The sequence below is a fragment of the Salinicola lusitanus genome, from assembly GCF_003206045.1.
In the GTDB taxonomy this organism is placed as follows: domain Bacteria; phylum Pseudomonadota; class Gammaproteobacteria; order Pseudomonadales; family Halomonadaceae; genus Salinicola; species Salinicola lusitanus.
In genome coordinates this window covers 323,039-337,491 of sequence record NZ_PZJM01000009.1, presented here as the reverse complement: position 1 = coordinate 337,491, position 14,453 = coordinate 323,039, and the positions used below count along the sequence as shown (strand labels likewise).

General features: G+C 67.0%; 12 protein-coding genes. 9 read left to right on the top strand and 3 right to left on the bottom strand.

Going from position 1 to position 14,453, the window contains the following annotated elements; all coding sequences use genetic code 11:
* The first annotated feature begins 33 nt into the window (after positions 1-33).
* Positions 34-1,779: an AMP-binding protein gene (locus DOM45_RS14850; protein WP_110601734.1), complete on the top strand. Its 1,746-nt coding sequence runs from the start codon at positions 34-36 to the stop codon at positions 1,777-1,779.
* A gap of 24 nt (positions 1,780-1,803) precedes the next feature.
* On the opposite strand, the gene DOM45_RS14845 is transcribed toward DOM45_RS14850, so the two are convergent.
* Positions 1,804-2,229: a hotdog fold thioesterase gene (locus DOM45_RS14845; protein ID WP_110601732.1), complete on the bottom strand. Its 426-nt coding sequence runs from the start codon at positions 2,227-2,229 to the stop codon at positions 1,804-1,806.
* A gap of 305 nt (positions 2,230-2,534) precedes the next feature.
* On the opposite strand from DOM45_RS14845, the gene DOM45_RS14840 reads away from it, so the two are divergent.
* The 8 genes from DOM45_RS14840 to DOM45_RS14805 all read left to right on the top strand — a co-directional run bounded on the left by DOM45_RS14840 (position 2,535) and on the right by DOM45_RS14805 (position 12,971).
* Entirely contained in the window at positions 2,535-3,932 is a 1,398-nt protein-coding gene (locus DOM45_RS14840; RefSeq protein ID WP_110601731.1) for a GntP family permease, read from the top strand.
* A gap of 4 nt (positions 3,933-3,936) precedes the next feature.
* Positions 3,937-5,628 (top strand): acyl-CoA synthetase, encoded by a 1,692-nt coding sequence (locus DOM45_RS14835; protein ID WP_110601729.1) that lies wholly within the window; start codon positions 3,937-3,939, stop codon positions 5,626-5,628.
* Positions 5,629-5,659: 31 nt separating this feature from the next.
* Positions 5,660-6,127: a MaoC family dehydratase gene (locus DOM45_RS14830; protein ID WP_110601727.1), complete on the top strand. Its 468-nt coding sequence runs from the start codon at positions 5,660-5,662 to the stop codon at positions 6,125-6,127.
* 147 nt (positions 6,128-6,274) lie between these two features.
* The gene (locus DOM45_RS14825; RefSeq protein ID WP_110601725.1) at positions 6,275-7,444 is read left to right on the top strand and encodes an isovaleryl-CoA dehydrogenase; all 1,170 of its coding nucleotides are present in this window, start codon (positions 6,275-6,277) and stop codon (positions 7,442-7,444) included.
* Positions 7,445-7,453: 9 nt separating this feature from the next.
* Positions 7,454-9,061, top strand: coding sequence for a carboxyl transferase domain-containing protein (locus DOM45_RS14820; RefSeq protein WP_110601723.1), 1,608 nt, complete (start codon positions 7,454-7,456; stop codon positions 9,059-9,061).
* A 4-nt stretch (positions 9,062-9,065) separates the two neighbouring features.
* A complete protein-coding gene (locus DOM45_RS14815; RefSeq protein WP_110601721.1) occupies positions 9,066-9,896 on the top strand; it encodes an enoyl-CoA hydratase-related protein in 831 nt (276 codons plus the stop codon).
* Positions 9,893-12,058 carry an acetyl/propionyl/methylcrotonyl-CoA carboxylase subunit alpha gene (locus DOM45_RS14810; RefSeq protein WP_110601720.1) on the top strand — a complete coding sequence of 722 codons (2,166 nt, stop codon included), beginning with the start codon at positions 9,893-9,895 and terminating at the stop codon, positions 12,056-12,058. The genes DOM45_RS14815 and DOM45_RS14810 overlap by 4 nt, the downstream gene beginning before the upstream one ends.
* Position 12,059: 1 nt before the next feature.
* A complete protein-coding gene (locus tag DOM45_RS14805) occupies positions 12,060-12,971 on the top strand; it encodes a hydroxymethylglutaryl-CoA lyase (protein ID WP_110601718.1) in 912 nt (303 codons plus the stop codon).
* A 63-nt stretch (positions 12,972-13,034) separates the two neighbouring features.
* On the opposite strand, the gene DOM45_RS14800 is transcribed toward DOM45_RS14805, so the two are convergent.
* Together DOM45_RS14800 and DOM45_RS14795 are read right to left on the bottom strand one after the other, a co-directional pair.
* A complete protein-coding gene (locus DOM45_RS14800) occupies positions 13,035-13,730 on the bottom strand; it encodes a class I SAM-dependent methyltransferase (protein ID WP_110601717.1) in 696 nt (231 codons plus the stop codon).
* A 173-nt stretch (positions 13,731-13,903) separates the two neighbouring features.
* Positions 13,904-14,449 carry a hypothetical protein gene (locus DOM45_RS14795; protein WP_110601716.1) on the bottom strand — a complete coding sequence of 182 codons (546 nt, stop codon included), beginning with the start codon at positions 14,447-14,449 and terminating at the stop codon, positions 13,904-13,906.
* Positions 14,450-14,453: the final 4 nt, after the last annotated feature.

Below are 14,453 nucleotides of genomic sequence, written 5' to 3'. Positions count from 1 at the left end.
GTTCAGGACAACGACAAGAATAGAGGAAGAGAGATGCACAGCCACGACTCGGGCGCCTCGGCGCATGCTCAAGTCCCAGCGCCCAGCTACGTCAGCGGCACCAGCGAGCAGCCACTGCTGGGCCTGACCATCGGCAACTGTCTCGACGCCGCCGCTAGCGACTGCCCCGACCGCGAGGCGCTGGTGAGCTGCCACCAGAACCTGCGCTACACCTACGCCGAACTGCGCGCGGAGGCCGACCGCATCGCCCGTGCCCTGCTGGCGATGGGGGTGGAGCGTGGCGACCGGGTCGGTATCTGGTCACTCAACTGTGCGGAGTGGGCGCTCACCCAGCTGGCAAGCGCCAAGATCGGCGCGATCCTGGTCAATCTCAACCCGGCCTACCGCGCACGCGAGCTGGAGCACGCGCTGCTGCAGTCGGGGCTCTCGGTACTGGTACTGCAGGGCGCCCACCGCGCCGGTGGTGAGATCCGCTCCCACTACGTCGATATCCTCTGTCAGCTCGCCCCGGAACTGCGCGACGCCCCTGCCCCCCACAACGAGCAGCGCCGGCTCGACTGCGCCAGCCTGCCCCAGCTCAGGCAGGTGGTATGTCTCGACCCCGAGCTCGCCACCCCGGGCATGTGGCACTGGGAGGAGCTGCACGCCCTTGCCGAGCCAGTACCCACCGAACGGCTGGCGGCACTGCAGGCCGAACTGCAGTTCGACGACCCGATCAATATCCAGTACACCTCCGGCACCACCGGCGCGCCCAAAGGGGTGACGCTGACCCACCACAATATCCTCAACAACGGCTACTTCGTCGGCGCCGGCATGAACCTGCAGCCCGCGGAACGTGTGGTGATCCCGGTGCCGCTCTACCACTGCTTCGGCATGGTGATGGGCAACCTGGCGTGTCTCACCCACCGCGCCACCGCGATCTACCCCAACGCCGCCTTCGACCCGGCAGCCACCCTGCGTGCGGTGGAAGCGGAACGCGCCGACGCTCTCTACGGTGTGCCCACCATGTTCATCGCCGAGCTCGAACACCCCGAGTTCGCCAACTTCGATCTCTCCAGCCTGCGCACCGGCATCATGGCCGGCTCCAACTGCCCGGTGGAGGTGATGAAGAGGGTGATCGAGCGCATGCACATGGAAGAGGTCACCATCGCCTACGGCATGACCGAAACCAGCCCGGTAAGCCTGCAGACGCGCACCGACGCGCCGCTGGAGAGGCGCGTGGCCACCGTCGGCACCATTCACCCCCACCTGGAGGTGAAGATCATCGACCCGGCCAGCGGCCAGGTGCTCCCGCGCGGCACCAGCGGCGAACTCTGCACCCGCGGCTACAGCGTGATGCAGGGCTACTGGGACAACGACGCCGCCACCCGCCAGGCGATCGACACCCACGGCTGGATGCACAGCGGCGATCTGGCGATGATGGACGATGCGGGCTATGTGGCGATCACCGGGCGCATCAAGGACATGATCATCCGCGGCGGCGAGAACCTCTATCCGCGCGAGATCGAGGAGTTTCTCTACACCCACCCGGCGATCTCCGATGCCCAGGTGTTCGGCGTGCCGGACGACCACTACGGCGAGGCGGTGGCGGTCTGGATTCGCCTGGTGGAGGGCGCAGAGCTCGACGCCGAGGGCGTGCGCGCCTACTGTCGCGAGCGCATCGCCCACCACAAGATCCCGCGCTACGTGAAGTTCGTCGACGATTTCCCGATGACCGTCAGCGGCAAGGTGCAGAAATTCCGTATGCGCCAGGCGATGAGCGACGAACTGGCGCCCTGATACCGCCTGTCGAGGCGGCCCCTATCAGGCCGCCTTGACCACCGCCATGGTCAACCGCGACATGCACACCAGCCGGCCACGCTCGTCCTCGATGCGGATCTCCCAAAGCTGAGTGGTGCTGCCCAGATGCAGTGGCCGGGCACACCCCTCGACCCAGCCTTCACGCACCGCGCGCACGTGGTTGGCGTTGATCTCCATCCCCACCGCCATCTTGCTTTCGTCGGCCAGACACAGGTTCGCCGCAATGCTGCCCAGCGTCTCCGCCAGCACCACCGAGGCACCGCCGTGGAGCAGACCGTAGGGCTGATGGGTGCGCGCATCCACCGGCATACGACCGCGCAGGCAGTCGTCACCCAGCTCGGTGAACTCGATCCCGATATGCGCCACCAGCGTCTGCTGGCACTGGGTGGCGAGGGCTTCCAGGGAAGCGGGACGTTTCCAGATCGACATGACAGGGATCTCCGGTGAAGACAGCGAAGGAGGCCGACGCCTCCCTCTTTAGGCTAGTTCTCGTATTAACACGTTGACGTTAACGTTAATCAATACCTATCGTCATCTCGTCCCATGGGGTCCCGAAGCGGGCAGGCGTGCTTATTCACACCCTTACCGGGACTTACCCACTACTTATCCACAGCAAACCTCGTTGTCAGCAACGCTCAACCATAACAACGCCCTTTCACAACAACGTCCATCCACAACAACAAGGCTCTCGCTACCCGTCATGGTGCCGGAGCTCCGACCAAGGCCATCGACCCATGAGCACACTGGCTATCGTTGTCTCGCTGATCCTGCTGATCGTCCTCGCCTATCGCGGCATCACTGTGCTGCTGCTGGCACCGCTGATGGCGTCGCTGGCGGTACTGCTGTCCGGGGAAGCCGGGCTGCTGCTGCCGATCTATACCAGCACCTTCATGAGTGCGCTCGGCGGTTATCTGATCAAGTTCTTCCCGCTGTTCATTCTCGGCGCCCTGTTTGGCCAGCTGATGGCCGACTCCGGTGCGGCGCATGCCATCGCCAACTGGATCATCAAGCGCCTCGGCACCCGCCACGTGGTGCTGACCGTGGTGCTGGCCTGCGCCATTCTCACCTACGGCGGCGTGTCGCTGTTCGTGGTGGCGTTCGCGGTCTTCCCCATCGGTGCGGCGCTGTTCCGCGAGACCGGCACGCCCAAGCGGCTGATCCCCGGTGCCATCGCCCTGGGCTCGTTCACCTTCACCATGACCGCGCTCCCCGGCACGCCAGCGATCCAGAACGCGATCCCGATTCCGTTCTTCCACACCACCAGCTTCGCCGCGCCCGGGCTCGGCATCATCGCCGGGGCGATGATGCTGGGGCTGGGTACCTGGTGGCTGCAGTCTCGGGCGAGCCGGGCGACGCGCCGGGGCGAGGGCTACGGCCACCACCCCGACGAGCAGATCGAACCCCTCGAGACCGCGGCCGGCGTGCCCGAGATCGGCACCCTGGCCGCCTTCACCCCGCTGGTGATGGTGATCGGCCTCAACGCCCTGCTGACCTACGCCATCCTGCCCGGTCTCGACTTCTCCGGCCTGCCGGAGGCGCGCTTCGGCACCCTCGACCCCGGCGCCATGCTCGGGCTGTGGGCGATCATCATCGCGCTGCTGGTGTCGTGCGCCTGGCTGGTCGTCAGCCGCTGGCGCCACTGGGCGGATCTCAAGGGCACCATCAACAAGGGCTGCTTCGGCTCGATGCTGCCGGTGTTCAACACCGCCTCCGAGGTCGGCTACGGCGCGGTGATCGCCAGCCTCGCCGGTTTCGTGGTCATCCGCGATGCGGTGCTGAGCCTGGCACCGGGCAATCCGCTGATCTCCGAGGCGGTGTCGATGAACGTGCTGGCGGCGGTCACCGGCTCCTCCTCCGGCGGCATGAGCATCGCCCTCAGCGTGCTCGGCGACGACTACCTGCGCATGGCCAATGCGGTCGGTCTCAACCCCGAGCTGATGCACCGGGTCGCCACCATCGCCGCCGGCGGTATGGACACCCTGCCCCACTCCGGCGCGGTGATCACGCTGCTGGCGATCTGCGGCCTCACCCATCGCCAGGCCTATCCCAACATCGCCATGGTCACCATCGTGGTGCCGATGATCACGCTGGTCGCGGTGATCACCCTGGGCACCCTGTTCGGGAGTTTCTGAGCCGATGAATACCCCCGACGCCAGCGCCCTGCTGCCAGCGGAGAGCGATTACGACCGCCTCCACGCCAACTTCGCGTGGGAGGTGCCGGCGCGCTTCAACATCGCCAGTGTCTGCTGCGACCGCTGGGCGGAGGACCCAGAGCGCCTGGCGATGATCGAGATCGGTGACGATGGCAGCGCCCGCGAGATCACCTTCGCCGAGCTCCAGCGCGGTGCCAACCGGCTGGCCAACAGCCTGGTCGCCCAGGGCGTGCAGCCTGGCGACCGGGTCGGGGTGCTGCTGCCCCAGCGCCACGAGACCGCGCTGGTGCATCTGGCCTGCTTCAAGCTGGGGGCGATTTCGGTGCCGCTGTTCAGCCTGTTCGGCCCCGAGGCGCTGCTCCACCGGCTCGCCGACTGCGGCATGCGCGCCATCGTCAGCGATGCCCGCGGCCTGGCGACGCTCGACGAGATCCGCCTCCAGCTACCCGCGCTGCAGGCGATCTACACCGTCGATGGCGTGCCCGAAGCGGGTCGGCCGACCGCTGACGCGCTCGACTTCCACGCCGCGCTGGCCACTGCCAGCGAGGTTTTCTTCACCCGCGATACCCATCCCGACGAGCCGGCGCTGATCATCTACACCTCCGGTACCACCGGCAGCCCCAAGGGCGCGGTGCACGGCCACCGGGTGCTGCTGGGGCATCTGCCGGGGGTGGAGATGTCCCATAACCTGCTGCCTCAGCCCGGCGACCGCCTGTGGACGCCGGCCGACTGGGCCTGGATCGGCGGCCTGCTCGACGTGCTGCTGCCGGCGCTCTACCACGCGGTGCCGATCGTCGCCCACCGCATGCTCAAGTTCTCGCCGGAGGCGGCATTCGCGCTGATCGAACGCCACCGCGTGCGCAACCTGTTCCTGCCGCCGACCGCGCTCAAGCTGATGCGTCGAGTCGAGCAGCCGCAACGCCGCTGGCAGCTCGACGTGCGCAGCGTCGCCAGCGGTGGCGAGTCGCTGGGGGAGGCGCTGCTGGCGTGGGGGAAAGAGACCTTCGGGCTCACCATCAACGAGTTCTACGGCCAGACCGAGTGCAACATGGTGCTCTCGGCCTGCGCGGCGCTCGGCGTGCACCGCCCGGGGGCGATCGGCAAGGCGGTACCGGGGCACGAGCTGGCGATCGTCGACGCCGAGGGTAGGCGGCTCGCCGATGGCGAAACCGGGCATATCGCGGTACGCGCGCCGGACCCGGTGATGTTTCTGCACTACTGGCAGAAGCCGGAGGCGACCGCGGCCAAGTTCGCCGGCGAGTGGCTGCTGACCGGCGACATGGGCCGGCGCGATGCCGAGGGCTACTTCAGCTTTCTCAGCCGCGATGACGACGTCATCACCAGTGCCGGCTACCGCATCGGCCCCGCGCCGATCGAGAACTGCCTGCTGGGCCATCCGGCGGTGCGCATGGCCGCCGTGGTAGGCAAGCCTGACGAGCTGCGCACCGAGATCGTCGCCGCCTACGTGGTGCTCGCCGAAGGCTGGGACGCTTCCCCGGCGCTGGTGGAGACGCTGCAGCAGCACGTGCGCTCGCGCCTGGCGGCCCATGAGTACCCGCGCGAGATCCACTTCGTCGACGAATTCCCGATGACCGCCACCGGCAAGATCGTGCGCAAGGCGCTGCGAACGCTGGATCGCGACGAGAGAACGCTGGATCGCGACGAGACCCTATGAACACGCCTCTTACGAGCCCTGGAGTGATCGCATGAACTTTGTCGGCAACGCTTTCGACGAGATCGCCGTCGATGACACCTTCGGCCAGACCCTGACCATCACCGAGGCGCATATCGTCCAGGCCTGTGGCCTGTTCGGCGACTTCAACCCGCTGCACAGCAACGACGCCTTCGCCCAGCAGACGCGCTTCGGCCAGCGCATCCTGCACGGGCCGATGACCTCGGCCTACATGACCGCCTCCATCGGCATGTACTTCTATGCCACCGCAGTCGCCTATCTGGCGCACGACTGCCGCTTTCTGGCCCCGGTCCTCGCCGGTGACACCCTGACCACCGAGTGGCGCATCGCCGAGCTGATCGCCAAGCCCCACCACCAGGGCGGCATCGCGGTGCTGGCGGGGCACTGCCGCAACCAGCGCGACGAGATCGTCGCCGAGGCCGACGGCAAGATCCTGCTGCTGGATCGGGCGGCGGTGCCGGAGGAGGCTCGACGATCCTAGATCTTTCTTGAAGAGCCTAGACCATGGTCGAGGGGCTCTGGCCCTATCTAAATATTGACGTTAACGTCAACGTATAAAGCCGAGAGCGCCTGCGAGCCATGGCCCGCGACCCCGCGTTCCTGCCTATCGACAGCGGAGGATCATCCGATGCACGCCCCCTACACCGAGCTCGATTTCGGCCTCGACGACGAGTTGAACATGCTGCGCGAGCAGGTCAACGCCTTCGCCCGCGACGAGATCGCCCACCGCGCGGCCCAGATCGACCACGACAACGCCTTCCCCGCGGACCTGTGGCAGAAGTTCGGCGATATGGGGCTGCTCGGCATCACCGTGGCCGAAGAAGATGGCGGCAGCGGCATGGGCTATCTGGCCCACTGCATCGCCATGGAGGAGATCTCCCGGGCCAGCGCCTCGGTGGGGCTCTCCTACGGCGCCCATGCCAATCTCTGCGTCAACCAGATCAAGCTCAACGCCACGGACGAGCAGAAGGCCAAGTACCTGCCCGGGCTGATCAGCGGCGAGCACGTCGGGGCGCTGGCGATGTCCGAGCCCGGCGCCGGCTCGGACGTGGTCTCGATGAGTCTGCACGCCGACAGACACGGCGATCACTACGTGCTCAACGGCAACAAGATGTGGATCACCAACGGCCCCGACGCCGACGTGCTGGTGGTCTACGCCAAGACCGACCCCGAGGCGGGCGCCAAGGGCATCACCGCCTTTCTGATCGAGAAGGGGTTCGCCGGTTTCTCCACCGCGCAGAAGCTCGACAAGCTGGGCATGCGCGGCTCCAACACCTGCGAGCTGGTGTTCGAGGATTGCCAGGTACCGGCGGAGAACGTGCTGGGCGAGGAGAATCGCGGCGTGCGCGTGCTGATGAGCGGGCTCGACTACGAGCGCACGGTGCTCGCCGCCGGCCCGATCGGGATCATGCAGGCGTGTCTGGACGTGGTGGTGCCCTACGTCCACGAGCGCAAGCAGTTCGGTCAGGCGATCGGCGAGTTCCAGCTGATCCAGGGCAAGCTCGCCGACATGTACACCACGCTCAACGCCTGCCGCGCCTATCTCTACGCCGTGGCCGGCGCCTGCGACCGCGGCCGAACCAGCCGCAAGGATGCGGCCGGGGTGATCCTCTACTGCGCCGAGAAGGCGACCCAGATGGCGCTGGATGCCATCCAGCTGCTCGGCGGCAACGGCTATATCAACGAGTACCCCACCGGGCGGCTGCTGCGCGACGCCAAGCTCTACGAGATCGGCGCCGGCACCAGCGAGATTCGGCGGATGTTGATTGGCCGGGAACTGTTCTCCGAATCGGCGTAGGAGGGTCGCATGGCCATACTGACTAGCCAGATCAACCCCCGCGCCGAGGCCTTCCAGGCCAATGCCCAGGCGCTGCGGGCGGAGGTCGACAAGCTCCACGCGCTGAGCGCCGAGATCGCCCGGGGCGGCGGCGACAAGGCCCGCGCCCGGCACGAGTCCCGCGGCAAGCTGTTCGTGCGCGAGCGCATCGACCAGCTGCTCGACGAGGGCGCGGCCTTTCTCGAGATCGGCGCGCTGGCGGCCCACGAGGTCTACGACGCCCCGGTGCCCGCCGCCGGCGTGGTCGCCGGCATCGGCCGGGTCAGCGGCGTGGAGTGCGTGATCGTCGCCAACGACGCCACGGTCAAGGGCGGCACCTACTTCCCGCTGACGGTGAAGAAACACCTGCGCGCCCAGGAGATCGCCCGCAAGCACCGCCTGCCCTGCCTCTATCTGGTCGACTCCGGCGGCGCCTACCTGCCGGAGCAGGACGAGGTCTTCCCCGACCACGACGACTTCGGCCGCATCTTCTACAACCAGGCCACGCTCTCCGCCGCGGGCATCCCGCAGATCGCGGTGGTGATGGGCTCATGCACCGCCGGCGGCGCCTACGTGCCGGCGATGGCCGATGAATCGATCATCGTGCGCAACCAGGGCACTATCTTCCTCGGCGGGCCGCCGCTGGTGAAGGCCGCCACCGGTGAGACCATCAGCGCCGAGGACCTCGGAGGCGCGGACGTGCACGCACGTATCAGCGGTGTGGTCGACCATTACGCCGAGAACGACGCCCATGCGCTGCAGCTCGCCCGCCGCGCGGTCTCCCGGCTCAACTGGCGCAAGCGCGGCGAACTGGCGCTGCGCGAATCCCGCCCGCCGCGGCTCGACCCTTCGGAGCTCTACGGCATCGTCGGCACCGACCTGCGCAAGCCGTACGACGTGCGCGAGGTGATCGGGCGGCTGGTGGACGACTCCGACTTCGACGAGTTCAAGCGCTATTACGGCGACACCCTGGTCACCGGCTTCGCCCACTGGTGCGGCCACCCGGTGGGTATCGTCGCCAACAACGGGGTGCTGTTCTCGGAGTCCGCACAGAAGGGTGCGCACTTCATCGAACTCTGCGCCCAGCGCCAGATCCCGCTGATCTTTCTGCAGAACATCACCGGCTTCATGGTTGGCTCCAAGTACGAACAGGAAGGCATCGCCAAGCACGGCGCCAAGCTGGTCACCGCCGTGGCCTGCGCCAAGGTGCCCAAGTTCACCGTGCTGATCGGCGGCAGCTTCGGCGCCGGCAACTACGGCATGTGCGGCCGCGCCTATGACCCCAACCTGATGTTCATGTGGCCCAACGCGCGCATCTCGGTGATGGGCGGCGAACAGGCGGCCAACGTGCTGGCGCAGGTGAAACGGGAGCAGATGGAGCGCGACGGCAACGACTGGCCGGAAGACGAGGAAGCCGCCTTCAAGGCGCCGATCCGCGAACAGTACGAGCGCCAGGGCCACCCCTACTACGCCAGCGCCAGGCTGTGGGACGACGGCGTGATCGACCCGTTGCAGACCCGCGATGTGATCGGCCTGGCGCTCTCCGCCGCAATGAACGCAGAGATCGAAGAGACGCGTTTCGGCGTCTTCAGGATGTGATGCCATGACGACTTCACAGCACGCCCAACTGGATATCGACTCTCGCGGCGTCGCGCGGCTGACGCTGGACCGCCCCGCGGTGCACAACGCCTTCGACGACGCCTTGATCGCCGCGCTCAACGCCCATCTCGAACAGCTCCACGCCCTGGCTGCGAGCGGCGAGGTGCGGGTGGTGGTGCTCGGCTCCCACGGCAAGCACTTCTCCGCCGGGGCGGATCTCGCCTGGATGAAGCGCATGGTCGACTACAGCGTCGACGACAATCTGGCCGACTCGCGCCAGCTCTCGCGCCTGATGCACGGGCTGGACACCCTGCCCTGCCCCACGCTCTGCCGGGTACAGGGCGCGGCCTACGGCGGCGCGGTGGGGCTGGCCGCCTGCTGCGATCTGGTGATCGCATCAATGGCGGCGCGCTTCTGCCTCTCCGAGGTCAAGATCGGCCTCTCGCCGGCGGTGGTCGGGCCCTATGTCCAGCGCGCCATCGGCGCCCGCCAGATGCGCCGCTACGCGCTGACCGCCGAGGTGATCGATGCCACCACCGCCCGCGAACTGGGGCTGGTGCACCAGGTGGTGGCTGGCGACGCGCTGGATGAAGAGATCGACCGCCAGATCGACACCCTGCTCGCTGCCTCCCCCCAGGCCCAGCGCGCCACCAAGGCGCTGCTCGCGCAGATCGCCCGCGAACCGGAGAGCGACGCCACCCGCGAGGCCGCCTGCCGCACCATCAGCGAGCTGCGGGTCAGCGCCGAAGGCCAGGAGGGGCTGGCCGCTTTCTTCGACAAACGCCCGCCCGCCTGGCTCGCAGCCAGGGGCGGCGACAAGGAGCCGTGCTCATGAGTCTCGCCACTGCGCCCCGTCCGCTGCGCGCCGTGCTGATCGCCAACCGCGGCGAGATCGCCTGCCGGGTGATCCGCACCGCGCGGCGCCTCGGCCTGCGCACCATCGCGGTCTATTCGGATGCCGACGCCCGCGCCCGCCACGTGCGCGAGGCCGACGAAGCGATCCGCCTCGGCCCGCCGGCGGCCGGCGAGAGCTATCTCGCCATCGACAAGGTCATCCAGGCTGCCCAGCGCAGCGGCGCCGACGCCATCCACCCGGGCTACGGCTTTCTCTCCGAGAACGCCGAGTTCGTCGCCGCCTGCGACGCTGCCGAAATCATCTTCATCGGACCACCGGCTAGCGCCATCGCCGCCATGGGCGACAAGGCCGCGGCCAAGGCGCGCATGGCCCAGGCCGGCGTACCGCTGGTGCCCGGCTATCACGGCGAAGCGCAGGACGACGCCCTGCTGCGGAAAGAGGCCGGCAAGATCGGCTACCCGGTGCTGCTCAAGGCCAGCGCCGGTGGCGGCGGCAAGGGCATGCGGGTGGTCGAGTCCGAACGCGAGTTTCAGGCGGCGCTCGACGGCTGCCGCCGCGAATCCCGCGCCGCCTTCGGCGATGAGCGCATGCTGATCGAGAAGTATCTGACCCAGCCGCGCCATGTCGAAGTGCAGGTGTTCTGCGACAGCCTCGGCGCCGGCGTCTACCTGTTCGAACGCGACTGCAGCGTGCAGCGGCGCCACCAGAAGGTGCTCGAAGAGGCCCCCGCGCCGCATCTGCCCGAGGCACTGCGCCGCGAGATGGGCGAGGCCGCGGTGCGCGCCGCCCAGGAGATCGGCTATGTCGGCGCCGGCACGGTGGAGTTCCTGCTGGATGCCGCCGCCGAAACCGCTCAGGGGAGCGGCTCGCCGTTCTACTTCATGGAGATGAACACCCGGCTGCAGGTCGAGCACCCGGTCACCGAGATGATCAGCGGCGAGGACCTGGTCGAGTGGCAGCTACGGGTCGCCGCCGGCCTGGCGCTGCCCAAGGCGCAAAACGAGCTGACGCTCACCGGCCACGCCATCGAAGCGCGGCTCTACGCCGAAGACCCGGACAACGACTTCCTCCCCGCCACCGGCAAGCTGCTGCGCTTTGCGCTGCCGCTGGCGAGCGCCGATTCGCACGGCCGAGTCCGCCTGGATAGCGGCGTCGAGGCCGGCGACACGGTGACCATGCACTATGACCCGATGCTGGCCAAGCTGATCGTCCACGGCGAGGATCGCGGCCAGGCCCTGGCCGAGATGGCCCGCGCCCTGGCCGCGCTGGATATCAGCGGCGTGACCACCAATCGCCGCTTCCTGCAGCGTCTGGTGACTCACCCGGACTTCATCGCCGCCAGGCTGGATACTCGCTTCATCGAGCACCATCACGACGATCTGTTCGCCGCGCCCCAGGCCACCGATGCCGATATCGCCCGCGCGGCCCTGGTTGCTATAGATCAGCTTACGAGAGATCAGCTCGCCAGGAGCCACATCGACGGAGCGCCGCGCACAGACGACCCCTGGCAGCGTCGCGACGGCTGGCGGCTCAACGCACCACGCCGGCTACGTCTCGCTTTCCAGGAGACCGACGGCAGCAGCACGTACGAGGTGATCGCCACCCAGGCGCTGACTCAGGGTCTGGCGCAGGAGCCAGCACAGGCGACCTGGCAGCTTCAGGTGCAGCGCGACGGCGAGGAGACGAGCCGGCTCGCCGAGCAGTGCCAGCGCCTCGACAGCGACACCCTGGCGCTCACCCTGGATGGCCATCGCCAGCGCCTCTTCGCCCGGCTCGACCCAACCAGCGAGGGCGACGCCATCGTGCTCACCGCCGCTGGCCAAGAGTCGCGCCTGATCTGGCGCCGCGCCGACCGTGCCGACCATCTGCCCCAAGAGGCCGAAGCCAAGCTGACCGCGCCGATGCACGGTACCGTGGTGGCGCTGCTGGTCGAACCCGGACAGACAGTGGAGAAAGGCACGCCGCTGGTAGTGGTAGAAGCGATGAAGATGGAGCACACCCTGAGCGCCCCCGCCGACGGCGCGGTGGAAGCCTTCCATGTCGCGGTGGGGGACGCTGTGGCGCAGGGGGATGAGCTGCTCGCGTTCACCAATGCCGAGGCGATGACCAACGCCGGCGCCGACACGAGCGGGGACAACTGAGATGGGGATGCCGAAGCACGTCAGTATCGTCGAAGTCGGCCCGCGCGACGGACTACAGAACGAAGCCGAGCCCATCGCCACCGCCGCCAAGCTGGAACTGATCGAGCGGCTCGGCGCGGCGGGGCTAAAACGGATCGAAGCGGCGAGTTTCGTCTCGCCCAAATGGGTGCCGCAGATGGCGGATCACCGCGAGGTGATGACCGGCATTCGCCGCCGGCCGGGAGTGGTCTACTCCGCGCTCACGCCCAATCTCAAAGGGCTGGAAGCCGCGCTGGAGTGCGGCGTCGAAGAGGTCGCCGTTTTCGCAGCGGCGAGCGAAGCGTTCTCGCACAAGAACATCAACTGCTCGATTGCCGAATCGCTAACACGCTTCGAACCGGTGGTCGAACGCGCCCGGGAAGCCGGCGTGCGCGTGCGCGGCTATATCTCCTGCGTGCTCGGCTGCCCCTACGAAGGCAACATCGACCCACAGCGGGTCGCCGAGGTCTCCCGGGCGCTTTATGAGATGGGCTGCTATGAAATCTCGCTGGGCGACACCATCGGCGTCGGCACCCCGCTCGAGGCCAAGCGCCTGCTCGACGCCGTGGGCCGGGATATCCCCAGGGACAAGCTCGCCGCCCACTTCCACGATACCTACGGCCAGGCGCTGGCCAACCTCTACGCCGTGCTCGAAGAAGGCATCGGCGTGATCGACAGCGCCATCGCCGGGCTCGGCGGCTGCCCCTACGCCAAGGGCGCCACCGGCAACGTCGCCACGGAAGACGTGATCTATTTGCTCAACGGCCTCGGCATCGACAGCGGCGTGGATCTGGATAACTTGGCAGAGACAGGGGTGTGGATAACACAGACCATCGGCAAGCCGAATCGGTCGAAGGTGGGGGTGGCGCTGGCGGCGAAGCGAACCTCTTCATAATGGAACCCCCTAGCCAACTCACGGGCTTGCAGGAATCGCTTCCAAGGATAGAGGGGTATTCACTCAAGCCCGGCGGGAAAGCCATGCATGGATCAACCCCGCCTGGAAAAACGGCACCGGAAGTTCGAAACCGCCTGCCTCGATGATCGAGGCAATCCGCGCTGGCGGTAGCACACCGACATCATGCGCATAGGCATGGCGCATCCGCGCCATCATCTCTTCGGAGACATCGGCCGCGGACATCATGTTCATCCACGCGTGAAGCAGTACGTCATATTCGGGTGACGCGATGTCTGACGCCAGGTCGGCGCTTGCGAGAATGCCACCCGACTTGAGTTTCGCGGCAATGCCACGGAAGAAACCGGAGCGCTCGTCGGGATTCGTGATGAACTGCGAGACGAGCAGGCAGGTCGCGGCATCGTGTAGCTCGGCGGTGGGTAGTGACTCCAGATACCCCTCATGGAAGGTGCAGCGAGACGTCACACCTTCCTTCTCGGCCCTTTCCCGACAGACGTCGAGCATACGCCCCGACGGCTCCACGGCCGTAAAACGCCAACCAGGATGCTGTGAGGCGAGATAGAACAGCTCATCGCCCGTCCCCACCCCGACACAGAGAATTCGTGCCTCCGCCGGCAAATCCGCGAACAATGACCCCAGCAACAGATGCAGGCAATTCCGAATCGGTGACGTCTTGGCCCACTGCTGGTCGTAGCTTGCCGCCTGCTGGTCGAACAGTGCCTTGATCTCGTCCTGGTTCATCTTATTCCCCGCAGTTAATCTTGATGCTGACAATCGGCCAACGTACGCGACTGTCCGATTGATAACGAATGATGGGTTTGCCGGGGTGCGGATAACACAGCCCCTCGGCAGGCCAAATCGGTCCAAGGTAGGCGTGGCGTTGGCGGCGCGCTAGTCATCATGTTTCAACCGCTCTAGGCTCCGCGATATAGCTGGGATTGCAGCGCCAAACACAACTCGACATAGGTGCGCGCCGCCTCTTTCGTCGGTTCCAGATCGCGAGCCACCTCGCGACGCAAACGCCACAGCTCGTGATACAGCGTCACCTGTGGCTGATCGATCAGACCTGCCCGTACGAGCAGTTCCGGCAGCCGAGCCGCTGATACCTCGCCCGGGCCACTTTCGCCGCCTTCCTGTGACGACAGCGACGCGCGGGCCGCACGCTCCAGTCGAGTCCACGCCTCCAATATCGCCGTACGGGGATGGCGCTCGGCCAGCTCGGTGAGAAACGTCTCCTCTTCACCAGCACGCACACCAACGACGTCACTGGGACCCGGCGACAGCGAGCGCAACTGCTCAAGGTCGTGCTCGAACTCAGCCTCGATGGGCCCGGCACGCAGCTTCTTGATGAAGGATCCAAACTGCAGAATTTGGTCGCGGAAGAGAAGCGCGAGAATGAGGGCGAACACCGGCCAGGCCAGCGACCTGACAAGGCTCGAAATGAACGTCAGCCAATCCATCGTC